Genomic DNA, 25,400 nt, shown 5'->3' with positions numbered 1-25,400 from the left:
CAAAAATAATTAAAAATATATATGAATCAAATATTATAACAAATATTGTAACAAAACATTATAAAATTATAATTACAGTACAGATATAATATAATGATACTATTGTATTATTATAATGATGCTACTATATAATATATTAATACTAATAATATATTATTTAATATAAATAAAGATATAATACAGACTTTAATGATAATTTAATTACATAATAATTAATAATATATAATATAATAATAATAATAATATATAATATAATAATATTGTAATCAACTTGCGTTATATTGGTATGATTGTTATGGAACATAATCAGGAATCACAACTTAAACTACTTGTTACACGAGGAAAAGAACAAGGATATTTAACATTTGCTGATGTTAACGATCATTTACCAGAAGAAATTATTGATTCTGAACAAATAGAAGACATCATTCAAATGATTAATGACATGGGTATACAAATCATGGAAGAAGCACCAAATATCGATGACTTCTTACTCTCAGAAAATACTGATAATAGTGATGAAGACATAACAGAAGCTACTGTACAAGCTCTATCCAACGTAGAAGCAGAAATAGGACGAACAACTGATCCAGTAAGAATGTACATGCGCGAAATGGGAAGTGTAGAATTACTAACCAGAGAAGGAGAAATAGACATTGCAAAACGTATCGAAGATGGAATTAATCAAGTTCAATGCTCGGTAGCTGAATACCCAGAAGCAATTACTTATTTACTAGAACAGTACGAACGTGTAGAAACTGGAGAAACACGACTATCAGACCTAATCACTGGATTTGTTGACCCCAACGATGATACATTAGAAATCAACAACAACACAATACAAATAAACATTACTCATGAAATAAAGGAAATTTTATCACGAACAAATACAATATCAACAGATGAAGATAACGATGAAAACAATAACGATGATGATCACAATATAGATCCTGAATTTGCTCATACAAAATTCAAAGAACTACAAAAACAATATGAGATAACTAAAAAAATTATTAAATTTAATGGTCGTAACCATTATCAATCATTACAAGAAATATTTAAACTATCTGAAATATTCAAACAATTTCGGCTGGCACCAAAACAATTTGACTACCTAGTCAACAATATGCGAGCAGTCATGAATCGTGTTCGCATTCAAGAACGAATAATTATGAAATTGTGTATTGAAATCAGTAAAATGCCAAAAAAAAAATTCATTGATTTATTTTCCGGAAATGAAAGCAACGGTATTTGGCTAAATACCGCAATAGCTATGAACCAACCATGGTCAAAAAAATTACTTGATGTCAATAAAGAAATCAATCATAGTTTACATTTATTACATGACATTGAACACGAAACCGGACTCACAATCCAACAAATGAAAAATATAAATCGACGAATGTCGATAGGCGAAGCTAAAGCTAAAAGAGCTAAAAAAGAAATGGTGGAAGCTAATCTTCGTTTAGTTATATCGATTGCTAAAAAATATACTAATCGCGGATTACAATTTTTAGATTTAATTCAAGAAGGCAACATTGGACTCATGAAAGCTGTTGACAAATTTGAATATCGACGAGGGTACAAATTTTCTACATATGCCACTTGGTGGATTAGACAAGCAATTACTCGATCGATCGCCGACCAAGCAAGAACAATTCGAATACCGGTACATATGATTGAAACTATTAACAAACTCAACCGAATTTCTCGTCAAATAGTGCAAGAAATTGGACATGAACCAACACCAGAAGAGTTAGCAGAACGAATGTTAATGCCAGAAGACAAAATCAGAAAAGTATTAAAGATTGCTAAAGAACCAATTTCAATGGAAACACCTATTGGTGAAGATGAAGATTCTCATTTAGGAGATTTTATTGAAGATACTTCATTAGATTTACCGTTAGACGCAGCTACATTTGATAATTTACGTACTGCTACTCACGATATACTATCCGGATTAACCCCACGAGAAGAAAAAGTATTACGAATGAGATTCGGAATTGATATGAACACAGACCACACCCTAGAAGAAGTGGGAAAACAGTTTGACGTAACTAGAGAGCGTATTCGACAAATTGAAGCTAAAGCACTGAGAAAGTTACGGCATCCAAGTCGATCAGAAGTATTACGAAGCTTTCTAGAAGATTAAAATAAATAAAAAAAGAGCAATAATAAAAATTCAACTTATATCTTAAATTCTCGGCCCCTTAGCTCAGATTGGTCAGAGCAGGCGACTCATAATCGCTTGGCCGCTGGTTCAAATCCAGCAGGGGCCAATAAATAATAAATAAGTAATATATGTTGTTTGTGCTAAAACAATAATAATTTTGTTTTTCACTATCTGAATATTATTTTTTTACATGTGATATCTTAAAGAAAATGACTCTTATAATACCAATTAATACTACCACAAAAAAAATAACAATTAACAAAAAATACACTACTTGTTGATGATCGTACGATTGAATTAAATCCGTTTTTCCTAAAAAGAATCCTAATACAGTCAATATTAATATCCAACAAAAAGCACTAACCCAATTAAAAAAATGAAAACGGATGCCATGAAAACCAGATAAAGCAGCTAACATAGGCAACAAAGTTCGAACAAAAACAACAAAACGACCAATAAATAATGCAAACAATCCATAAGAATCAAAAATTCGAAAAGCCAAACAACGATAACGTTGGGGTAAATACGCAAACCAAGAATTTTTTAAAACCGCGCTTTCCAACCACCTTCCCTGTATATAACCTACCCAGCTACCTAAGCTAGCTGCAACAGTTAATATACATACTGTAAGCGGAAAACTTAAAATACCTTTTGCTATCAACATACCAAAAAAAATTAACAAAGTATCACCAGGCAAAAAAGAAGTAACAAGTATTCCATTTTCTAAAAACAATACTATAAAAGCCAATAAATACACTACTGTTACTAAATTACTAACATCAGAAAATGATTTACAATCATAATTCCAAAATGCATATAGCACTTCCTCAAACACACGCATTATATATGATACTCTATAAAAATATTTTTACTGAACAATAATACAATATATTTTATTTAAAAAATAAAAATTAATAAATAACATTAAATATGGAATCTTAACAAGAATTTCAACATCTGTTTATAAATCTTAAATTTATATATAAACTTATACATATATAAATATATAATATGACGTATATTCAATATATAAATATTATGATACACATACTATAAAACAACAATCATAAAAAAACACAATACAATCATTCAAGATTACTATAAAAACACACACAAGATGGGGAGTTGACCGATAAGCCGGGTTCTGTCATGGACAATCATCTATCTAGACCAGCATTCACATACTAGCTCAAAAGCGGCTCACCCAAAAGATTAAGGCACGGGCCATACCTATTATTTATTGTTGTTATTATAATATCTTTCCAATTTAGCCTTGCTCCAAGTGGAGTTTACACTGCCATATATTGTTACCAAATATGCGGTGCGCTCTTACCGCACCTTTTCACCCTTACCTTATAACTATAATGATTAATAATTATATAATATTATAAGGCGGTGTATTTTCTGTTGCACTCGTCGTGGACTTCACATCCCCCAGGAATTACCTGGCACTCTACCCTGTGGAGCCCGGACTTTCCTCTGCTTCTATAATTAAAAATAACGAAATAAAAACAGCGATTGTCTAATCAACACCACCATCTTACAATAAACAAACTACGTTTTCTACATATTATATTTGATATAACTTAACATTCAACATTTTATTCTAAATTTCTTCCTTTAATAGATATTTATACACCATGTTTTTATTGACTCCACATATCTTCACCACTAAATCTATTACTCTTCTATATGGCAACTCTTTTGCTAATAAATCTATTATATATCTAACCTCCATGGATAACATTTCTTCTCTTTTTTTCTGCTTATTAATGCAATACCCTGCAACAACTAAAACTATTTCACCACGAATAGAAATCTGACCATGTTCTACCCTATCTAATACCTCTTTTAACACCCCCCTATAGATAGATTCCCACATTTTTGTTAATTCACGAACTAAAACAACATAACGTTCTGAACCAAAAACAACCACCATATCTCGTAAAACATTTAACATATCATACTTTGAAACATAAAAAATCAACGTTCGTGTTTCATTAAAAATTTTTCTTAAATAATTTATACGCACTCGCTGTCTGGACGGTAAAAAACCTTCAAAGCAAAAACGATTCGTAGGTAATCCAGAAGCTGATAATGCAGTAATTGCAGCACATGCACCAGGCAACGGCACTACACGGACACCAAGTAAACAACAAGAACGCACTAAACAGTATCCGGGATCATTAATTAATGGTGTTCCTGCATCAGAAACTAAAGCAACAGCATGGCCTAATCGCAATTTAGATAACAACACCGGCACTCTCTTTTTTTCATTATACGCATGAAAAACAAATAATGGAGTATTAATAGAAAAATGATTTAACAATAAACTAGTGTGCCGTGTATCTTCTGCTGCAATAAGATTGACTTTACGTAAAACCGACAAAGCCCTATATGTAATATCCTCTAAATTTCCAATAGGAGTAGGAACTATATATAATGTCGAAGAAATAGTTTTTCTCCATAAGAAAAATCCATCTTTATATTTTATAAATACAACATAACAATTAACCTGAATATCAATAAATAACTAAAAAACACATTCTACAACAACTATAATTTAATATTAATATTTAATATTAATATATATAAATAAAATACAATAATTTACTTGAAAATACAACACATATAAAAAGATACCTATAAAAACATTTTATAAACAAAAACATAAAAATTATAAATCACAAACATTATAAAAATTTTTTATTTATTACAATATAATATATCTAATAACAACCATGTTAAAGAAATCATACACAACATTAATTAAACATCCAACAATGAAAATAAGATCCAGTCATTAATATTATTAACTAAGGTCTAAAATGAAAATATTGAATACTCGGTATATCACACTAGGATTAGTATTACTTCTAATGTGCACAATACTACAACAATGTTCAGGAACACTCATACTTGGAACAGCTACTCTTGCTACTAAAATACTTAAAGACCCACGAACACTTGGAACACAAATAAATGATAAAACATTAGAAATACACATTGCTAACGCTTTATCCAACAACAAACAAATAAAACAAAAGACAAGAATTATCAGTTCGGTCTATCAAGGAAATGTCCTACTAACAGGACAATCACCTTCAATTACTATCATTCATCAAGCTGAAAAAATCATAATGAACATTCCAGGCACTAAAAAAGTGTATAACGAAATTCGAAATATTAAACCACTAACATTAAATAAAATACTCATGGATTGGTGGATTAGTAGCAAAATTCACCTATACTGCCTAATGAACAAAAATATAACATTATCGAATATAAAAATTGTAACTGAAAACAAAGAGGTATTTCTTTTAGGACAAACATCACACCAAGAAAAAAAAACAATAATACGCACTGTGAGTAAAATACAAGGTATCACACATATAATACTTGGGATACAATATATTTAGTATTTAAATTAAAATTAAACAATCCCGATTAGTTAATAATTTATAAAAAAACTAAAAAAACTCAATCAATCAAATAAAATAACAAATTATTAAAATAAACAAATAATAATAATTACACTACCGTTTGGAAAACTGAGGTCGACGGCGAGATTTACGAAAACCACATTTCTTTCGTTCTACCCGTCGAGCATCACGGGTAACAAAACCGACTTGACGCAACAATACTTTTAATGTTTCATCATATTTCAACAAAGCACGTGATATGCCATGACGTATGGCACCAGCTTGCCCAGAATTACCACCACCTTTTACTGTAATATACAAATCAAACTCATCTAACATATTTACTAACGTTAATGGCTGTTTCACAAGAAACTGGGTAGTACGCCTACCAAAATACTGATCCAAAGCACGATTATTAATAACAATTTCACCCGTGCCATCTTTAAGAAAAACACGAGCCGTTGAATGTTTACGACGACCGGTAGCATAATAATATTTATGAGAATTTAACTTCATGATGAATAACACCTAATTTACTACAAATCAATATACGGCTTGATTCTTTTAGTTTAGTATCTTTTTTTGCTATTTGATAACTCTAACACACTAGGCTTTTGTGCTACATGAGGATGTTTAGAACCAGAATAAACCCTTAATTTTCGATACATTATCCGACCTAATGGTCCCTTTGGCAACATTCCTTTTACAGCAATTTCAATAACTCTCTCAGGCGCACGTGCTAACATCTCAGAAAACGTACACTCCTTAATACCACCAGGATAGCCAGTATGATGAAAATATCTTTTATTTATTTTTTTACGACCAGTAACAACAATTCTGCCAGCATTTAATACGATACAATAATCCCCATAACTCAAATATGGAACATACTCTACTTTATGTTTCCCGCGCAACAAACAAGCTAGCTCACTGGCCAAACGTCCTAAAATTTTATCCGACGCATCTATAACATACCATTTCGATTTTTTTTTTGTAACCTGTAACTCTTTATTCATTAACAAAAAATACCCCTGCCCTAAAAATCACTAAACTAAAACTACACACAGAAAACACAATTTAATTCAAATATTGTCAAAATCTAATCTAATAAACCATGTACAGAATTTTAAAACGAGCAGACACCCACAACAAAAACTCCATTAACCATTCAACAAGCAAACAACTAAATCTAAAATTTTAATTTTACTAAATCTATAACATTATTTTAATAAACTAAATTTTAACAAACTAACACATTGGTAATGTTAACATAATACAATAAAAAATTTCAACACTAAACAACGAATTTTTTTAATTAACAAATTAAAAATTCACAAAATATAATCTATCAATTTGTTTACTGATATTATTTTATTGTAACGAATTTATTGATATATAACGAGTATATAATCTTTTTAATTTTAGAAATAAAATATTTATTTTTCAAACACAAAATACTTAATTACACAAACTTAATTATATAAATTTTACTAAAATTATTTAAAAAGTAAATACACCTTGTAAATACACCTTGCAAAGGAAAATCGGAATAAAATACTATATGCTGATGAATACGGATTAATTAAACTAATCGCTGGATTTATATTAATATATTAAGAATATTTACAATAAAGCTAAAAAATAGTAATCTATACCAGAAAAATCAAAAAATCCACAGAAAAACACATACCAACAAAATGACACAAAACAATTGGACAAATATTCAGAAAGAATTAAATAACTTTAACCAAAATACACAACTATTATTAATAAATTAATTTAAAAATTAAGATGTTATTGCTAATAACTACCAAACACTATACACATAATACTCAAAAATTCAAATATTTTCATCACTAACCAAAATAATACAAACAAACAAAATAATCAGCAGTTTGATTTAAATCAAATATGATATAAACATGATATGATATCGTAACTAACTACTAATCATAACTGATACTAATACTAATAAATTTTTAACAATAACAAAAGTACCAAAAGATTATCCTGAATATTAAAGATACATGCGATCAAACACTACGATCCAAATACTAAGTAAAAAAAATACCTAAACTACACTAAATCCAAACTCACAAATCATAAACAAAATATACATGAAAAAAATATTTTTAAATACATTGTTGATACTAACTATATCTACAGGAATGAATCTAAATATCACTAATCAAGCTGCATTACCTAATGAAATACAAAAACAAGAAAAAGAAATACCAAGTTTAGCTCCAATGTTAGACAAAGTACTACCAGCTGTAGTTAGCGTACATGTAGAAGGTACTCAACCGGTACGACGACTAACTTTACCAAAAGAGTTTAAATACTTCTTCGGTCCCGAAATTCCAGGAGGTAGCATAGGATCACGGCCATTTGAAGGATTAGGATCCGGAGTAATTATTAACTCTAAAAAGGGATACATAATTACCAATAACCACGTAGTTAACGGTGCAAACAAAATAAAAATACAACTTAATGATGGAAGAGAATTCAATGCCAAATTAGTCGGACATGATGAACAAACGGACCTGGCTCTCTTACAACTACCAAAACCCAAAAATCTTATTGAAGTTACAATGGCTGACTCTGATGTTCTCAAAGTGGGAGATTTCGCCGTAGCAGTAGGTAATCCATTTGGTTTAGGACAAACAGCAACTTCTGGAATCGTATCAGCATTAGGAAGAAGTGGATTAAATCTTGAAGGACTCGAAAACTTCATTCAAACAGATGCTTCTATTAACCGGGGAAACTCTGGAGGTGCATTAGTCAATCTTAAAGGTGAATTAATTGGAATTAATACTGCTATTTTAGCACCAGGAGGAGGTAATATTGGCATAGGATTCGCTATTCCAAGTAACATCGTAAAAAATTTAAGTCAACAATTAATTGAATTTGGTGAAGTTAAACGAGGACAATTAGGAATAAAAGGCACTGAATTAACCTCAGATATTGCTAAAGCATTTAACATTCATGCACAACGAGGTGCTTTTGTTAGTGAAGTACTACCAGGATCAGCAGCTGCTAAAGCCAATATCAAAGCTGGAGACATTATTATATCTATTCAAGGAAAACCTATACAAAGCTTTGCAGAATTACGCGTGAAAGTTGGAACTACAGCTCCTGGAAATACCATTCAACTAGGCCTATTACGAAACAGCAAATATCAAACTGTTTCTGTTGTATTAGATGACAGCAGTTCTGTCAGCACTACCGAGGAGGTATTAACTCCAGCCCTACAAGGAGCTTCTTTAAGTAATGGAAACCTAAAAGATGGAACAAAAGGGGTGCAAGTTGAAGATGTGATAAAAGATTCTCCAGCTGCAGCTATTGGATTACAAAAAGGAGATATTATCATAGGACTAAACCGAGAACGAATACGTAATCTTTCACAATTAAAAAAAGCGTTAAACGGAAAACCAGCAGTCATGGCCCTCAATATTATAAGAGGAGATGCTAATATTTTCTTACTATTACGTTAATATACTAATTCATATTCATGATACAAACATATTAATTAATAATTCAAAATAATATCATCGAACATACACATAATTCGTTTTATATTTTATTATTCATCAAAAACACGATCGATATATGCACCAAGATTACATAATTTCTGATCTATACAATCATATCCTCGATCAATATGATGAACAGAATGTACTGTGGTTAACCCTTCTGCAATACAACCAGCTAACACTAAACTGGCAGAACCTCTCAAATCACTTGCCATAACATGAGTCCCAACTAAAGTATTAACCCCATAACACACCAACATATTGCCCTGTATATATACTTTGGCACCCATACGCACTAATTCTTGGATATGCATGAAACGATTTTCAAAAACACTTTCTACAATTACCCCGTTCCCTTCAGCAATAACATTCAATAAACTAAATTGAGCTTGCATATCAGTTGGAAATCCTGGATACGGACTAGTTCTTATCGATACTGCCTTAGGACGCCGTCCAAACATATTCAAACGTATCCAATCATTACCTATCGTAATCTTAGCCCCAGCTTCATATAATTTTATCAACACATTTTCTAAAACCAATGGATCAGAATAGCGACATATCACATCACCGCGAGAAATTGCTGCTGCTACTAGAAATGTTCCAGTTTCAATACGATCGGGAATAATATAATAACTCCCCCCCCCTAATTTCCTCACTCCTTTAATAATAATTTTATCACTACCTGCCCCAACAATATGTGTCCCCAATGTAATTAAAAAATTCGCAGTATCAATCACTTCAGGTTCACGAGCAGCATTTTCAATTACAGTTATACCCTCAGCTAAAGTAGCCGCACTCATTATACTCACCGTGGCACCTACACTAATTTTCTCCATAACAATATGAGCACCACGCAAGCGTCCATTTACTGATGCTTTTATATATCCAGATTCTAATTGTTGAATATGAGCACCTAATTTCTGTAATCCGTGAATATGTAAATCTACAGGTCTCTTTCCGATAGAACAACCACCAGGTAAAAATATTTCACCATAACCAAATCGAGCTAATAACGGAGCTAAAATCCAAATAGAAGCTCGTATACTTTTTACTAAATTATGTGACACACAACAAGTATTCACAGTACTAGCATCTATAAATATAGCACCATCACTCTCTACTTTAGCACCCAATTGATGTAACAATTGAATAGTAATATCAACATCTTTCAAATTAGGTATATTTCTAATTTCCACTGGCTTATCAGTTAATAAGCTAGCAAATAAAATCGGTAAAGCAGAATTTTTTGAACCTGAAATTAAAACCTCACCTTTTAATTCTGTAGGACCTTGAATATAAAATTTATGCATAAATGACAATGTACTTAAATAAATATACATATAAAAATTATTATTATTGCAAATTCAATTTGCACGCTTCCTCCCATTCAATGACAGTAAAAGACTGAATGAAAACTGAATGAATATAACCATCTAAAATATACTGCATCAATACCGAATAAACCATTTTTTGCCTTTGCAACATATTTATATTCAAAAAACAATCACCTATAACAATAATCCAATAATGTTTACCATCATCTTCATTAATATATACATTATTTAACTCAAGACGGCGAATCAATAAATTCTTAATTTCACTAATATCCATAATCAAAAACTACATTTTCCAAAATATTAAACATATAATCAAAACACACACAATATATTATAATATATATTTTATAAATGATATACTGATATGAGTTAATTCTATATAACACAAAAAAACACTAATATTTATTATATTCAAAACTTGATTATATTATAATGGACAAAAATATAACAGAAAATAAAATCAAACGTGACATTCATAAACACGATAATACTAAAATAACAACGCAAAAAACATACAAAAACTGCAAAATTATTTAAAATACAACAACAAAAAAATCTTAATAAATTAATTACAATTAACAACACACAAAATCACATTTAAAATAAAATAATCAGCATATACACAATGTTTCAAAACTACTGCTATAAAAAAAACTCAAAGTAATTTTCATAGAACAATTACAGAAACGTTTGATATAATACAAACAAACAGTACATGAAACACAACATTCACAAAAACAAATACCATTATAAATCATTATTTAAAAAACAAACTCTAGTATTATTATTTATCAGCACACAAAATACACAAGCACTCATTCAAACTCACAATATAGAAACACCAATACACATTTATGCTAATCACCAAAGCATTGACATAACAAGAAATATATTAACTATTACAGGCAATGTAGTTATTCAACAAAACAATATTATTATTTATGCAGATAAAGCTATCATTAATAAAAAAAAAACAAAACATACAATAACAACTTACGGAAACCCAAGCATTCTTTATTATTCAAAAAATAACAAAAACCAAATATTAATCACATCTTCATATATATTATACAATGAAAAAAAAAATACTGTTATATTACAAGGACAAGCTTATTTAAAAACAAATAACAACATATTACAAAGCAATTGCTTAATTTACATTATTAAAAAAAGATATGTAGAAACATGCAATCAACGCAATGATTGTACTAAAACAATAATCACAATCGATAATATACATAGCAAAAAAAACGTACATAATAACATTTCACACAATACCACAAAATAAATACATAACAATGTCTATTTTAGCTGCATATAATTTAAAAAAAACAAAAAAAAAACAAAAAATAATCCACAATGTCACTTTAGAAATTAATTCTGGAGAAATAGTAGGATTATTAGGGCCTAATGGGGCTGGTAAAAGTACCATATTTTATATACTATTAGGCATCATTCAACATGATTCAGGATATATCTTACTGAATACAATAAATATTAGCACATTACCACTATATTTACGAGCAAGACATGGAATGAGTTACTTACCTCAAGAAAATTCAATATTTCGTCAATTAACAGTCTTCAATAATTTAATGGCCGTATTAGAAATTCAAAAAAAAATGAACAAAACACAAAAATATCAACACATCAAAAAAATAATGAATGAGTTTCAAATTTCGCATTTAAGTAATATTAAAGGTGACATGCTATCAGGAGGTGAACGAAGACGAGTGGAAATTGCACGAGCAATTACCGTTAATCCAAAATTCATATTACTTGACGAACCATTCTCGGGAATAGATCCAATTGCAATCAATAACATCAAAAAAATTATTAAGCAATTAAAAAAAAACGGTATTGGTATACTAATTACCGATCATAACGTTCAAGAAACACTAAATATTTGCAATAAAGCTTACATACTCGACAAAGGAACAATAATCGCTACAGGTAAACCTAAAGCAATCTTGAACAATAAATACTTACAACAAATATATCTCGGTAATCAAAATAACACTTAATATACAATCAACAATATTTTTTTGTTAAAAAATACAATATTATATGCTTTTTTATACAAAATCATTATCAACAGCAATTACCATAAACCAATTAATACACAAAACAACATCATTAAAATACAAATCATCCAATACCTGATACAACTTCGTCGTATATATCCATAATATTTGTCATCTACAAAAATACCAATTACACTAAAATACAACTACATGTCTATATCTGCCAAACAACATTGATAACAAAAAAAAGATACTATTACATAGTACAATAACCGGACCAGGAGGTAATAACATATAAAACGCGCTTAATAAACCTATTAACGAAGATAATATTGCAATACATACCGACATACATAACATTGTTAACAAATTACAAGTCCAATAACAAACAGACAATGAAGGAAAAATCATTAATCCAACAGACATTAAAGTACCAATTACCTGAAAACTAGCTACTAAATTTAATACAACCAGTAACAAAAACAACATATGAATATATTGAAAATACTGTACTGAACAACACTGCAGAAATGTTGAATTGAATGTTTCAATAACTAATGCTCGATAAAAAATAGACAAACTAAAAAAAGTTATAGTGCTAACAATCCCAATAAATCGAATCTGGGCAACATTAATAGAAAACACAGAACCAAATAATAAATCTAATAAATCTAGATTAGAGCCATGTACTGATACTAAAATAACACCAAAAGATAAAAACATAAGATATACAGCAGCAAAACTAGCTTCTTCTCTCAAAACATTTTTTAAACTTATCCACCCTGAAAATATACTCACTAATACTCCAGAAATTAATCCACCAAAACCCATAGCAATTACAGATTCACCGAAAAAAAAATATCCAATTGCTACTCCTGGTAAAATGGAATGAGACAATGCATCACCTATTAAAGTCATGTGTCGCAATAACAAAAATACACCTATAGGAGTACTACTTAAAGATAATGCACAACAAGCAACAAGTGCTCTACGCATAAAACCATGACAAATAAAAGGATCAAATAATAAAACAAATATATCAAACATAATTTAACAATAAACAATAAACAATGCTATAACCAGTAATCTAAAAATAAATATAACTACACTACTACATAAAAACTATAAAAAATAAATACACATAACAACACCTTGCTGGCATACATAAAAAAATCAAAAAATTAAATATGTTCCCAAACATGCACACTGTTACTTAATAACAAAGTATCAGAAAAATACTCAGTAACAATATTACTATTATGTAATACAATAATAATAGTAGATCCTCTATAATGTAATTGATCAATAACAGATAACATCAGATCACATGTCTGACAATCAATACTATTAAACGGCTCATCTAACAAAATCAAAGAAGATTGTTGAACTAACAAACGAGCAAACAACATACATTGAAATTGCCCTGCTGACAAAACAGATATATCTTTTTGTAATATTCGATCTAATTTTACACATCGTAAAGATTCTAAAATCACACTATTTTGCTGTTCATCAATTTTCTTTAATAATCCAGTAACTGGCCAACAACCCATAGCCACAACATCAAAAACACTCAATGGAAATCGATAATTTACCCGAATTCTTTGAGGTAAATAACTAATTCTTGGCATCTTGCACGTATTGAATTTTAATTCTCCACCAGCTGGAGGCAAAAAACCAGCTAATGTTTTTAAAAAAGTCGATTTTCCAATACCATTGGTACCAAGAATAGCAGTCATACTACCCCGTTTAAATTGTCCAGTAATACTAGGCAACTTAATACTCCGACCAGAATATCCAATAGATAAATTGTTCAATTTTATCATATTATCACACCAATATTGTTGACCAAAAAACTGCTAACCACAGCATTACCAATATCACTACAGCTAATAAAAATCTAGTCCAGGCCGAAGCCATAAATAACTTTGTGCTTGAAAACAAATTCCTTTTCATAAAAACGACCACCTATAATTTCAAATTAGTTTTAACATATTATCCATGTTATGTTATAACATAACATAACATATTCAAAAAAAATAACAATCTCAACAATAAACAATCTATACCAAAATTTACCCACTATCATCAACAACATTTATGATTCATTAACAAAAAATCTGCCGAAGGCCGGACTCGAACCGGCAAATCCACACGAGACGATTGATTTTGAGTCAATTGTGTTTACCAATTTCACCACTTCGGCTTAAATACAAACAAAAGTATACTAAATTAACAATAAACATCCAAATTACTAACAAAACATGCTTCCAACAAATTTAACACTTCTATGCAACATACATACAACATATATATAATACATAACAATAAAAATTTCACAATAATTTAATATCACTAAAAAAAACAATTCTAAAAATCTAACACAAAAACCACCAACACCACTAACATACATTATATACACTATACACAATGTAATACCTTTTAATAATACAAATTCTTAAAATACTAACAAAATTGTTACATTCAACAAAAAATAAACTAAAAAATATAAACAACTTTAATTTATAACAAACAAACTAAACAATATAATTCAAAATATTTTTATTATTAACGTAATCTATATAGTTGTACCATACTAAAAATTAAAAACACCATAGTAGGTAATACAGCACCAATAATTGGCATTATACTATATACCAAACTCAACGCAGAAATAACCTCGTTTAAAATATAAAAAAAAAACTATAAATAACGCCAATTAAAATATGAACACCAATATGCAATTTATGCAATAATGATCTTAAAACACATGACAAAGCTACTAACATCATTACTATCATAGATATTGGAAACAATACTTTCTTCCAAAAAAATAACTGATACTGAGAAATATTTTGACCACTTTTTCTGAAATATTGAATACAACCATACACATCAAATATCGATAAAGCAGTAGAATGATATATAGATTTAATTATTATTGACAAATAATGAGGAGTTAAAACAGTCACCCATATACCATTAGTATAACTTTTTTCAAAGACTTTTCTAAAATCATTAAAAATGATCTCATAAACATCTAACAAATCCCAAGAATTATTAACAAATTTTGCATATGTTACATAACGATATGATTTTAAAGACTTTTTATTATCGAAATGATAAATATGTATTCCCGATAATACATGATCTCCAAAAATTTTCTCAATTCGAATAAAATTATATCCATCCTTAATCCATACATTATTATATTCAGAGCGTATGGATACATTATGAATCATTTTATAACGATAACCCTGTGCTACACGTTCACTAACAGGCGAACCATACTCATTAATAATGAAACCAAATATTATCACAGGACATGCAATTTTCATCAATGATGAAACCATCTGTAAACGACTAAATCCAAATATTTCCATCACTATTAATTCATTACGCGTCGAAAATATACCCAACCCCAACAACGTACCTAATAATACTGCCATTGGTAAAAACCGCTCAACATCCTTTAAAATATCTAAACAAACATAACACCATGCTTCCCAAGCACCATAATGTCCTTGACCAATTTTACGCAATTCATCAACAAATTTTATTACACTCGATAATGATATTAGTATAAATAATATAATAATCATATTATAAAAAACAGTCTTACCAATATAACGATCTAAAAGACAATACATTAACATTAATCCGAGTCATAATTACAAAAAAATAATCTCACTTTCCAACGAATATTACGGACAAGTGCACTATCCCAAAAATTTAATATTACAGCAATAAACACATACAACACATTAATAATCCAAATCCAAATCAAACTAACACTACCTTTAGAAATATTAGCACGTAAAAATATTTGCAACAAAAAAAATATTAAATACAAAACTACCGATGGAAATGTGATTAATAGATAACTATGATTCAATTTCATCAATGATAATGGAAAAATAATCATTACCATAATAAAACCAATAATAACCAACGTTAAACGCCAATGTAATTCTACTTGAGCTTCTATCGAAGAAGAACGCCATAACTGCAACATTGACAACTCTGCAACTGAATTATTACTACACCTATAATAATGTGCTTGGTTGCCAATTAAAAAATTATATTTATCAAAATGACTCATATAAAAATTCGAATGAATAATATCTCTATCCCAACAATAATAATTACCAAATTCTAAAACAAACCATTGACTACCATCAAAAAACTTTTTAATACAACCAAAATCAGATACCATTACTGAAGAATGTCCATTCGACAAAACTCTAATTAAAAAAATATCTTTAAAATTTTTTTCATAAACACCATTAATAAAAAACATCATATTCATATTTTTCACAAAATGAAACTTACGTTCAAATAACCGTATAGAAGTAAAATCAAATTGATATTTAAACACTATTTTATTTTGATAATACAAACATAATGGAGACAAAAACAAAACATTAATCATAGAAAAAATTGTAGTTATAACACTTAAAAATAATACCCCCCTTACAATAAAAGTATACCCCAAACCACAAGAATACATCGCAATAATTTCATGATTAGTATGCAAATAATTAAATGTTATCAAAATACCAAAAAACAAACTTACAGGTAAAATTAACTTAATAACTTCAGGTAAACTCAACCCAAAAAAAACACATATCAAAAATTTCGGAATAGTACCATCAGCCACTGCACCAAATATCCGAATAGATTTTTGAGAAAAAAATACTAAAAATAATACTATAAAAATAATCAATTGATATCTTAATATTGTATACACCAAATACCTAGTTAATATCACATCTATTCCTATAACAATATCATATAGAAAATATTTTCTTCGTAACGTTTAATTTTATTTTAATTTTACATATAGAATGCTATAATTATTAGCAGCATCGATGATCATCACATGAAAAAAAATCATAAACGCAATTATTAAAAAACTTCGAAAAAAATAACAAACAAAATTTTAAATATTAAGCAAACAATATTTATATGTATTTTATTTATATGTTATATCTTACTTTAAATCAACAATCTAAAAAATTTTACAAAATTTCATTAATTAACAAATAATATTAAAGCACAGAAACTTGAAAAATACATTCACCATAATTAATCAAAAACATATCACAAACAAAATCTAAAATTTCGATAAATACTGCGTTATTTAGGAATAATAAGTTATGAAATATAATATTGCATTTGATATAACAAATAATTACCAATCAAAAATATACCACGACTTCTGCATTATTGGTGGATTTTTTGAAGAAGGAGAGTTATCTCCTGCCATTCATCAAATTAATAATAAAAATAACAAATATATCACTTCAATATTAAACAAAAATGGATATACAGGAAAAATAGGAGAAACATTACTGCTATATCATATTCCTGATGAACCATCGAAAAAGATTTTACTTGTGGGATGCGGAAAAAAAAATAAATTTGATAGAGATCACTACAAAAAAATTACTTATCACGCCGTTGATACACTAAAAAAAACTAAAATTACACAAATAATATCATTTTTAACAGAACTAAATGTTAATGAAAAATACAATAATTACTGGAAAATACGAGACGCAATAAACATTATTCAAGAACTTTCATACACATTTGAACAATTTAAATATTCTACAAAAAACATACCGCAAACACTACAAAATGTTATTTTTTATATTCATGAAACTGATACACTTAAAGACAGTCAACAAGCTATTATCGATGGAACAATAATTTCAAGAAATATAAATCTTGCTAAAGACCTAGGAAATATGCCGCCCAACATGTGCAATTCTGAATACCTTGTACAAGAATGTAAAAAATTAGAAAAAATGCACGACCATACCACAATTCAAATCATTGATGAAAATCAAATGCAACAAATTGGTATGAATGCCTACTTAGCTGTAGGACAAGCATCAAAAAACCAATCGTTAATGGCAATTATAAAATATATTGGAGACAACGATTACAAAAAAAAACCACTGGTCCTTGTAGGAAAAGGGGTAACATTCGACTCAGGAGGTTTATCAATTAAACCGTCAGAAAAAATGGATGAAATGAAATATGATATGTGTGGAGCAGCTGCTGTGTACGCTATTTTACGTACATCCATACAACTTAACTTACCAATAAACATTATTGGAATATTAGCTACTTGCGAAAATATGATCACAAATACTGCTCTTCGACCGGGTGACATAATAAAAACTTTGTCTGGACAAACAATAGAAATAAAAAATACCGATGCCGAAGGACGATTAATATTATGCGAAGCTATAACATATGCTACTCGATTCAATCCAAAAATAATTATCGATATTGCTACTTTGACTGGAGCATGCCTAATTGCATTAGGAGAACATTTTACAGGTTTGATGTCTAATAATGATGAATTGGCTAATGAACTAATAATAGCAGGAAAAGAAACAGATGACAAAATATGGCGATTACCGCTTGACAACCAATTCCAAAAACAAATTAATTCCAATATAGCTGACATGACAAACACAGGAGGAAAAGGAGGAAACACAATCACTGCTGGTTGTTTTCTACAGCGATTTGTTGGTAAACACTACTGGGCCCATTTAGATATCGCTGGTACAGCTTGGAAATCGAATTATACACAAAATCACAGCGCCACAGGTAGACCAATTACCATGATTATTCAATTTCTTATGAACTATATAAACAAACAAAAAAACAAAAAATGCTATTTCACACAATAAAAATTATCTAAAATCTAACAATAAAAATATAAATTTGATACTTTTGCATACAAAATATTTTGAACACCATTATAACCAACACAACACATAAATTTAATAATACACATTAAAATTCTTATGCATGAAAAATATAATCCAAAAAACATAGAACAAACCTGTTATACAGAATGGGAACAATCAGATTATTTTCAACCAAGTAATAATATTAACCAAAAAAATTACTGTATCATAATGCCCCCTCCTAATATAACAGGCACACTACATTTGGGACACGCATTTCAACATACTATTATGGATATATTAATCCGTTACCATAGAATGCAAGGAAAAAACACTCTTTGGCAACCAGGAACCGATCATGCTGGAATTGCCACTCAAATCTTAGTAGAACGATACATAACAGAAACCGAAAATAAAACACGACATGAATATGGAAAAAATAATTTCACACAAAAAATATGGACATGGCAATCAAAATATACCGATATCATGAGATATCAAATGAAACGCTTAGGACTTTCAGCACACTGGAAGCGAGAAAAATTCACAATGGATCCAGAAATATCCTTCGCTGTAAAGGAAGCATTCATTCAACTTTATAAAGAAAACCTAATATACCGTGGACATCGTTTAATTAATTGGGACACTGAAATACAAACAGCTATTTCCGATCTAGAAATAGAAAATAAAAAAATACAAAGTAACATGTGGTATATAAAATATCCATTATCTAACAAACAAACAAAAAATACAAATTATCTCACCGTAGCAACTACTCGACCAGAAACAATATTTGGAGATGTAGGAATCGCAGTCAACCCAAACGATCCTCGATATACACAATTATCCGGACACTATGTACATATCCCAATAACATACAGAAAAATACCAATTATATTTGACACATATGTAAATATGAAAAAAGGAACGGGCTGTATGAAAATTACTCCCGCTCATGATTTTCATGACTATGAAATAGCTAAAAAACATAACTTACCAATGATTAATATATTCACTCTGAACGGCAACATTCGAGACAAACCAGAAATATTCAACACTACTAGCCAACATATGTTCAATAATAGCGAAATTTATATTCCAAAACAATTTCATAATGTAAATCGCTTTATAGTACGAACACAAATAATAGAAATATGCCATAAATTACAATTATTAGAAAAAACAGAAAATTATGAAATCACTACTCCATATAGTAACAGAACAAACACACCAACTGAACCAATGATAACCAATCAATGGTTTATTCGAGTACAACCTTTATCGAAAGCAGCAATCGAAGCTGTAAAACACAAAAAAATAAAATTTATTCCTAAAGAATACAAAAAAATATATTTTCATTGGATGTATAATTTACAAGACTGGTGTATTTCACGTCAATTATGGTGGGGGCATCAAATTCCAGTCTGGTACGACAAAAACAATAAAATATATGTAGGACACAATGAAAAAGATATCAGAAAATATCATCAACTAGATGACAACATTCTTTTATATAAAGAAACAGATGTACTAGATACTTGGTTCTCTTCAAGTCTATGGACATTCGCAAGTCTGGGATGGCCCACAAACCTGACAGTATTAAAAAAATTTCATCCAAGCAACGTGATAGTTAGTGGATTTGATATTATATTTTTTTGGATAGCACGAATGATCATGTTAACCATGCATTTTATTAAAAATAAACACAATCAACCGGAAATACCTTTTAAAACAATTTATATAACTGGTCTTATTCTTGATGAAACAGGAAAAAAAATGTCTAAATCACAAGGCAACATTATTGATCCATTAGACATTATAGATGGAATTTCCATTACCAATTTATTGAAAAAACGAACAACTCATATGATGCAACCGAAATTATCTGAAAATATAATCAAAAATACCAAAAAACAATTCCCAAATGGTATACAAGCATATGGGGCAGATAGTTTACGATTCACTTTAACTGCATTAGCATCTACAGGGCGAAGTATCCATTGGGATATGCAACGATTATCAGGATATTATAATTTCTGTAATAAATTATGGCATGCAGGACAGTTTGTTCTAATACACACAACAGAAAAAAAATTCCATGAACTATTAAATAAAAAAAAAACTCTCTCTACATCAGATCAATGGATTTTAACAACACTACAAGAGACAATTAAGACATTTTCTCAAGCATTAAATAACTACCGATTTGATCAAGCTGCAAATATTCTGTATACGTTCATTTGGCACCAATTCTGCAACTGGTATATAGAATTCACTAAAACGATAATCTATGAAAAAAATGAATTAACAACCGCTGGGACACACTATACCCTCCTAAAAGTATTAGAAATACTACTAAGATTAGCTCATCCAATTATACCATTTATTACAGAAACCATATGGCAAAAAATAAAACATATATTCGAATACAAAAAAAGCATCATGATTCAACCATTCCCAAGTATCGAAAAATCATTAATCAATATTAATGCTACAATTGACATAGAATGGATCAAAACAATAATTATAAATATACGTAACATACGTAATGATATGAAAATTGCAAAATCAATACCACTAACAATAATATTTCAAAATCCCGAAAACCACATACAAAAACGGATAAAAAATAATTTTAATATTCTCACTAAAATGGCTAATATAAATCATATACATTTTTCAAATAAAAATAAAATACATAAAAAGTTAATCACGATACCCATCGAAGATACAACAATGTTTATTCCAATAACTGATGAAAATCACTATAATACAATTCAATTAAACCACATAGAAAGAAAAATTAAAAATATTGACAAAGAAATTCAATATATAACAAATAAAATAAACAACGTGCACTTTATAAATAATGCACCAAAATCTCTAATCACTAAACAAAAAAATAAACTTAAAGATTTACAAAAAACTAAACAACAAATACTACAACAACAAAACATACTCTTTAAATAAAAAAAACAAAACTGTTAAAATTACCATTCTACAAAATACTTCTTTATTAAAAATAAAATTTAAAGTATTCTTAATAAAATTTTTAAAACACCTTATATAGCACTTTAACAATAACATAAAGAAATTGTATTATGAATACATTATATCAACGATCATTTTTACGATTAATGGATTTCACACTTGATGAAATTCACAGTCTGCTAGAACTGGCATATAAACTAAAAAAAAATAAACATGAAAAAAAAGAAACACCTCAACTTATCGGAAAAAATATTGTGCTTATTTTCGAAAACAACTCTACGCGGACGCGCTGTTGTTTTGAAGTTGCCGCATTTGATCAAGGAGCACGAACAACTTGTTTGCACCCTAATATTAGCCAGATGGGGCATAAAGAATCTATTAAAGACACTGCTAAAATATTAGGAAGATTATATGATGGTATTCAATATCGAGGATATAGCCAAAATATAATTCAAACATTTGCTCAATATTCAAATATTCCAGTATGGAATGGACTCACTGCTAAATTTCATCCTACACAACTACTTGCAGATCTCATGACTATACAAGAACAACTTGCTCACAAACCATTTAATCAAATAACGCTAGCTTACGTTGGAGATACACGCAATAACATAGGAAACTCTTTATTAGAAGCATCAGCAGTAATAGGCATGAATTTACGACTCATCTCTCCACGAATTTTTTGGCCAAAAAAAAACTTTTTCTCTCAATGTCAACAACTTGCAAAAAATAAAAATGCCGATATCATACTTACTGAAAATATTAACGAAGGCGTAAAAAATGTAGACTTCCTCTATACGGATGTATGGGTCTCTATGGGTGAACATGAAAAAATTTGGGAAGAACGTATTACATTACTAAAAAAATATCAAGTAAACATATCTATGATAGAACAAACTAACAATAAAAATGTAAAATTTTTGCATTGTTTGCCAGCACTCCACGACGAAAAAACAATAATTGGAAAAAAAATTGCTAAAAAATATAATCTAGAAAATGGGATTGAAGTGACAAACGAAATATTTGAATCAGACTATAGTGTAGTATTCGAGCAAGCCGAAAATAGATTACATACTATTAAATCAGTTATGTTAGCGACATTACTACCGGATGGTATCATAAATGCCAACATAAATAATACCTAAATGATACTTTTTTTATTATGTAAAAATGATAGAATAACATAAATTGCACAAAAATTAATTTATAAAATTAAATAATATTATTATATCAAACTTATTTTTATATTCGTTAATAACATGATGCACAAAACCATCATTAACACTAAAAATGCTCCTACCTGTATAGGCCCATACGTGCAAGCTTTAGATACAGGGAAAATTATTTTTATCTCAGGACAAATTGGAATATGTCCTGAGACTAAAAATATACCTAATGATATTTACCAAGAAACATATCAAGTATTGGAAAACATTAAATCAATTGTACAAGAAGCAAAACTTCACGCAAATAATATCGTTAGAACAACCATATTTATTACTAATATAAATAATTTAAACAAAATTAATCTTGCTTATAAAAACTTTTTTGAAAAAAATCAATCAACGTTTCCCACCCGATCATGTGTAGAAGTTAGTAATTTGCCAAATAATGCAAACATTGAAATAGATGCAATAGCAATACGTACATTATTTTAATTAAATAAAATCATGCTCTCAAAACTTGATTACTACCAATCAACCTAATCCAACTCGTTATACATCTTTATATTCTATATTTTTTTAAAATCATCACATGTGTCTCTCACTCTAACCCAGAATAATATATACAATACATAATAAATCAACTATATTTTACATTTTTTCTTACTCGATTCCTTAAGAACATGAATACCTAACATCTCAGCTTCATACTGCAATGCTTGTATATTATTATACTGATTTTCCCACTTAGAAATCACTAATACAGCTAATGCATTGCCTACAACATTAAGTGCAGTACGCGCCATATCAAGAACACGATCAACACCTGCAATAAATGCCAATCCCTCTAAAGGAATGCCAACACTACCTAATGTTGCCAATAAAACTACAAAAGACACACCAGGCACACCAGCAATACCTTTTGAAGTCACCATTAAAGTTAATACTAATATAATCTCTTGACTAACAGATAACTCAATTCCATATAACTGCGCAATAAAAATTGCAGCAATACTTTGATACAAAGTCGAACCATCTAAATTAAAAGAATAACCAGTAGGAACTACAAAACCAGTAATTACCGATGGAGCTCCATATGCTTCCATCTTTTCAATAATACGAGGTAAAACAGTCTCAGAACTAGCAGTTGAAAAAGACAAAATAAGCTCTTCTTTTAATATACAAATTATTCGCCAAATTCTAAGATTACATATTCTTGCTACTATACCTAAAACTAACAAAGCAAAAAAAATAATTGCTGCGTACACTAAAACAACTAATTTAGCTAATGGAATTAATGAACTAAAACCAAAAGTTGCTACTGTCATTGAAATTAACGCAAAAACCCCAACAGGGGCATAACGCATAACAATATGAGTAACTTTAAACATTGTTTTCGCTATTGCATCAAACACCTCGAGAAGAGGTACTTTGTTCTTTTCAGGAAGAACAACTAAACCTAAACCAAAAATTACTGAGAAAAAAATAACAGGCAACATATCACCTTTAGACATCGAAAAAATAATATTTGAAGGAATTAAAGATAACACAGTATTCACTAAATTATAACCATGAGACTCCATTTCAGATGCTGTTTGTTCGTACATTGAAATATCTACACTTGATAATTTAGACATATCAATCCCTGTCCCTGGATGAAATACATTTGCTAATGTTACACCAAGAACAATTGCTAACGTGGTAATTACCTCAAAATAAATTATAGTTTTTAATCCAATACTACCCAATTTTTTGACATCACCAATACCTGCAATTCCAATTATTAAAGTCGCCATTACAATAGGTACAACTATCATTTTTATCATCCTAATAAAAATCTCTCCTGCTGGCGATAAAATAACAGCAATAATCCAATCTCTAAGCGCGCCTTGATCATGTAATACAGCACCTACAATAATACCTAGAACTAAAGCAAAACATATCTTCCAAGCTAATGTAATTTTTTGCAATATTTTCATAAGAATACCTTCCATAGTTTAATTATTTTAAACGTAACAACTTCCGCACATAAATATTATAC

21 protein-coding genes, 2 tRNA genes and 1 other RNA gene are annotated in these 25,400 nt (G+C 29.1%); 10 read left to right on the top strand and 14 right to left on the bottom strand.

Features of this window, described 5'->3' with window-relative positions; genetic code table 11:
- The first annotated feature begins 295 nt into the window (after positions 1–295).
- Together rpoD and BTURN675_RS00250 are read left to right on the top strand one after the other, a co-directional pair.
- On the top strand, positions 296–2,152 hold the full coding sequence (gene rpoD / locus BTURN675_RS00255) for an RNA polymerase sigma factor RpoD (protein WP_046288607.1): 1,857 nt from the start codon (positions 296–298) through the stop codon (positions 2,150–2,152).
- A 52-nt stretch (positions 2,153–2,204) separates the two neighbouring features.
- Positions 2,205–2,279, top strand: a tRNA-Ile gene (locus BTURN675_RS00250).
- A gap of 72 nt (positions 2,280–2,351) precedes the next feature.
- On the opposite strand, the gene BTURN675_RS00245 is transcribed toward BTURN675_RS00250, so the two are convergent.
- The 3 genes from BTURN675_RS00245 to rsmI form a co-directional block, all read right to left on the bottom strand.
- Positions 2,352–3,014, bottom strand: a complete 663-nt coding sequence (locus tag BTURN675_RS00245) for a DedA family protein (protein ID WP_046288606.1) — start codon at positions 3,012–3,014, stop codon at positions 2,352–2,354.
- A 276-nt stretch (positions 3,015–3,290) separates the two neighbouring features.
- An RNA gene (gene rnpB, locus BTURN675_RS03185) (RNase P RNA component class A) lies at positions 3,291–3,707 on the bottom strand.
- Between the two features lie 72 nt (positions 3,708–3,779).
- Complete coding sequence (gene rsmI / locus BTURN675_RS00240) at positions 3,780–4,628, bottom strand: 16S rRNA (cytidine(1402)-2'-O)-methyltransferase (protein WP_046288605.1); 849 nt, start codon at positions 4,626–4,628, stop codon at positions 3,780–3,782.
- 373 nt (positions 4,629–5,001) lie between these two features.
- Here rsmI and dolP point away from each other — a divergent pair, with 373 nt between their 5' ends.
- Positions 5,002–5,592: a division/outer membrane stress-associated lipid-binding lipoprotein gene (gene dolP, locus BTURN675_RS00235; RefSeq protein ID WP_052722563.1), complete on the top strand. Its 591-nt coding sequence runs from the start codon at positions 5,002–5,004 to the stop codon at positions 5,590–5,592.
- Between the two features lie 117 nt (positions 5,593–5,709).
- Here the strand turns inward: dolP and rpsI are convergent, their stop codons facing one another.
- The gene (rpsI, locus tag BTURN675_RS00230) at positions 5,710–6,111 is read right to left on the bottom strand and encodes a 30S ribosomal protein S9 (RefSeq protein WP_046288604.1); all 402 of its coding nucleotides are present in this window, start codon (positions 6,109–6,111) and stop codon (positions 5,710–5,712) included.
- Positions 6,112–6,164: 53 nt separating this feature from the next.
- Positions 6,165–6,611: a 50S ribosomal protein L13 gene (rplM, locus tag BTURN675_RS00225; protein ID WP_046288603.1), complete on the bottom strand. Its 447-nt coding sequence runs from the start codon at positions 6,609–6,611 to the stop codon at positions 6,165–6,167.
- A gap of 1,101 nt (positions 6,612–7,712) precedes the next feature.
- Here rplM and BTURN675_RS00220 point away from each other — a divergent pair.
- On the top strand, positions 7,713–9,089 hold the full coding sequence (locus BTURN675_RS00220) for a Do family serine endopeptidase (RefSeq protein WP_046288602.1): 1,377 nt from the start codon (positions 7,713–7,715) through the stop codon (positions 9,087–9,089).
- 89 nt (positions 9,090–9,178) lie between these two features.
- On the opposite strand, the gene murA is transcribed toward BTURN675_RS00220, so the two are convergent.
- Complete coding sequence (murA, locus tag BTURN675_RS00215) at positions 9,179–10,441, bottom strand: UDP-N-acetylglucosamine 1-carboxyvinyltransferase (RefSeq protein WP_046289067.1); 1,263 nt, start codon at positions 10,439–10,441, stop codon at positions 9,179–9,181.
- Positions 10,442–10,484: 43 nt separating this feature from the next.
- On the bottom strand, positions 10,485–10,742 hold the full coding sequence (locus BTURN675_RS00210) for a BolA/IbaG family iron-sulfur metabolism protein (RefSeq protein WP_046288601.1): 258 nt from the start codon (positions 10,740–10,742) through the stop codon (positions 10,485–10,487).
- Positions 10,743–11,183: 441 nt separating this feature from the next.
- On the opposite strand from BTURN675_RS00210, the gene lptA reads away from it, so the two are divergent.
- Both lptA and lptB read left to right on the top strand, forming a co-directional pair.
- Positions 11,184–11,756, top strand: a complete 573-nt coding sequence (gene lptA, locus BTURN675_RS00205; RefSeq protein WP_046288600.1) for a lipopolysaccharide transport periplasmic protein LptA — start codon at positions 11,184–11,186, stop codon at positions 11,754–11,756.
- 10 nt (positions 11,757–11,766) lie between these two features.
- Positions 11,767–12,492, top strand: a complete 726-nt coding sequence (gene lptB, locus BTURN675_RS00200; protein ID WP_046288599.1) for an LPS export ABC transporter ATP-binding protein — start codon at positions 11,767–11,769, stop codon at positions 12,490–12,492.
- 195 nt (positions 12,493–12,687) lie between these two features.
- Here the strand turns inward: lptB and BTURN675_RS00195 are convergent, their stop codons facing one another.
- From BTURN675_RS00195 to lptF, 6 genes are all read right to left on the bottom strand, one after another.
- Positions 12,688–13,539 carry a metal ABC transporter permease gene (locus tag BTURN675_RS00195; protein WP_046288598.1) on the bottom strand — a complete coding sequence of 284 codons (852 nt, stop codon included), beginning with the start codon at positions 13,537–13,539 and terminating at the stop codon, positions 12,688–12,690.
- A gap of 134 nt (positions 13,540–13,673) precedes the next feature.
- Positions 13,674–14,318 carry a metal ABC transporter ATP-binding protein gene (locus BTURN675_RS00190; RefSeq protein WP_046288597.1) on the bottom strand — a complete coding sequence of 215 codons (645 nt, stop codon included), beginning with the start codon at positions 14,316–14,318 and terminating at the stop codon, positions 13,674–13,676.
- A gap of 4 nt (positions 14,319–14,322) precedes the next feature.
- Positions 14,323–14,448, bottom strand: a complete 126-nt coding sequence (locus BTURN675_RS03290; protein ID WP_275451390.1) for a hypothetical protein — start codon at positions 14,446–14,448, stop codon at positions 14,323–14,325.
- A gap of 165 nt (positions 14,449–14,613) precedes the next feature.
- Positions 14,614–14,698 (bottom strand) — tRNA-Leu (locus tag BTURN675_RS00185).
- Between the two features lie 478 nt (positions 14,699–15,176).
- Complete coding sequence (gene lptG, locus BTURN675_RS00180) at positions 15,177–16,142, bottom strand: LPS export ABC transporter permease LptG (RefSeq protein ID WP_158332950.1); 966 nt, start codon at positions 16,140–16,142, stop codon at positions 15,177–15,179.
- Between the two features lie 5 nt (positions 16,143–16,147).
- Entirely contained in the window at positions 16,148–17,263 is a 1,116-nt protein-coding gene (gene lptF, locus BTURN675_RS00175) for an LPS export ABC transporter permease LptF (RefSeq protein ID WP_071840771.1), read from the bottom strand.
- A gap of 388 nt (positions 17,264–17,651) precedes the next feature.
- Between lptF and BTURN675_RS00170 the strand changes: the two genes are divergently transcribed.
- The 4 genes from BTURN675_RS00170 to BTURN675_RS00155 all read left to right on the top strand — a co-directional run bounded on the left by BTURN675_RS00170 (position 17,652) and on the right by BTURN675_RS00155 (position 23,854).
- Entirely contained in the window at positions 17,652–19,202 is a 1,551-nt protein-coding gene (locus BTURN675_RS00170; protein WP_046288595.1) for a leucyl aminopeptidase, read from the top strand.
- A gap of 117 nt (positions 19,203–19,319) precedes the next feature.
- Positions 19,320–22,172, top strand: coding sequence for a valine--tRNA ligase (locus tag BTURN675_RS00165; protein ID WP_046288594.1), 2,853 nt, complete (start codon positions 19,320–19,322; stop codon positions 22,170–22,172).
- A 131-nt stretch (positions 22,173–22,303) separates the two neighbouring features.
- A complete protein-coding gene (gene argF, locus BTURN675_RS00160) occupies positions 22,304–23,341 on the top strand; it encodes an ornithine carbamoyltransferase (protein WP_046288593.1) in 1,038 nt (345 codons plus the stop codon).
- Between the two features lie 114 nt (positions 23,342–23,455).
- Positions 23,456–23,854 carry a Rid family detoxifying hydrolase gene (locus BTURN675_RS00155; RefSeq protein ID WP_052722559.1) on the top strand — a complete coding sequence of 133 codons (399 nt, stop codon included), beginning with the start codon at positions 23,456–23,458 and terminating at the stop codon, positions 23,852–23,854.
- Positions 23,855–24,003: 149 nt separating this feature from the next.
- Here the strand turns inward: BTURN675_RS00155 and gltP are convergent, their stop codons facing one another.
- Positions 24,004–25,353: a glutamate/aspartate:proton symporter GltP gene (gene gltP, locus BTURN675_RS00150; RefSeq protein ID WP_420021786.1), complete on the bottom strand. Its 1,350-nt coding sequence runs from the start codon at positions 25,351–25,353 to the stop codon at positions 24,004–24,006.
- Between the last annotated feature and the right edge of the window lie 47 nt (positions 25,354–25,400).

The sequence above is a fragment of the Blochmannia endosymbiont of Polyrhachis (Hedomyrma) turneri genome (assembly GCF_000973505.1).
Lineage (GTDB): Bacteria > Pseudomonadota > Gammaproteobacteria > Enterobacterales > Enterobacteriaceae > Blochmanniella.
This window is presented reverse-complemented; position numbering and strand designations above follow the sequence as displayed.

What these genes read in the sequence shown, in the direction of transcription:
- BTURN675_RS00210 (WP_046288601.1), bottom strand. Translation starts at nt 10,742, where the DNA reads ATGGATATTAGTGAAATTAAGAATTTATTGATTCGCCGTCTTGAGTTA.
- BTURN675_RS00170 (WP_046288595.1), top strand. Translation starts at nt 17,652, where the DNA reads ATGAAATATAATATTGCATTTGATATAACAAATAATTACCAATCAAAA.
- BTURN675_RS00245 (WP_046288606.1), bottom strand. Translation starts at nt 3,014, where the DNA reads ATGCGTGTGTTTGAGGAAGTGCTATATGCATTTTGGAATTATGATTGT.
- lptA (WP_046288600.1), top strand. Translation starts at nt 11,184, where the DNA reads ATGAAACACAACATTCACAAAAACAAATACCATTATAAATCATTATTT.
- rplM (WP_046288603.1), bottom strand. Translation starts at nt 6,611, where the DNA reads ATGAATAAAGAGTTACAGGTTACAAAAAAAAAATCGAAATGGTATGTT.
- dolP (WP_052722563.1), top strand. Translation starts at nt 5,002, where the DNA reads ATGAAAATATTGAATACTCGGTATATCACACTAGGATTAGTATTACTT.
- murA (WP_046289067.1), bottom strand. Translation starts at nt 10,441, where the DNA reads ATGCATAAATTTTATATTCAAGGTCCTACAGAATTAAAAGGTGAGGTT.
- argF (WP_046288593.1), top strand. Translation starts at nt 22,304, where the DNA reads ATGAATACATTATATCAACGATCATTTTTACGATTAATGGATTTCACA.
- BTURN675_RS00195 (WP_046288598.1), bottom strand. Translation starts at nt 13,539, where the DNA reads ATGTTTGATATATTTGTTTTATTATTTGATCCTTTTATTTGTCATGGT.
- rpsI (WP_046288604.1), bottom strand. Translation starts at nt 6,111, where the DNA reads ATGAAGTTAAATTCTCATAAATATTATTATGCTACCGGTCGTCGTAAA.
- BTURN675_RS00220 (WP_046288602.1), top strand. Translation starts at nt 7,713, where the DNA reads ATGAAAAAAATATTTTTAAATACATTGTTGATACTAACTATATCTACA.
- BTURN675_RS00190 (WP_046288597.1), bottom strand. Translation starts at nt 14,318, where the DNA reads ATGATAAAATTGAACAATTTATCTATTGGATATTCTGGTCGGAGTATT.
- BTURN675_RS00155 (WP_052722559.1), top strand. Translation starts at nt 23,456, where the DNA reads ATGATGCACAAAACCATCATTAACACTAAAAATGCTCCTACCTGTATA.
- gltP (WP_420021786.1), bottom strand. Translation starts at nt 25,353, where the DNA reads ATGGAAGGTATTCTTATGAAAATATTGCAAAAAATTACATTAGCTTGG.
- BTURN675_RS03290 (WP_275451390.1), bottom strand. Translation starts at nt 14,448, where the DNA reads ATGAAAAGGAATTTGTTTTCAAGCACAAAGTTATTTATGGCTTCGGCC.
- rpoD (WP_046288607.1), top strand. Translation starts at nt 296, where the DNA reads ATGGAACATAATCAGGAATCACAACTTAAACTACTTGTTACACGAGGA.
- lptG (WP_158332950.1), bottom strand. Translation starts at nt 16,142, where the DNA reads ATGTATTGTCTTTTAGATCGTTATATTGGTAAGACTGTTTTTTATAAT.
- BTURN675_RS00165 (WP_046288594.1), top strand. Translation starts at nt 19,320, where the DNA reads ATGCATGAAAAATATAATCCAAAAAACATAGAACAAACCTGTTATACA.
- lptB (WP_046288599.1), top strand. Translation starts at nt 11,767, where the DNA reads ATGTCTATTTTAGCTGCATATAATTTAAAAAAAACAAAAAAAAAACAA.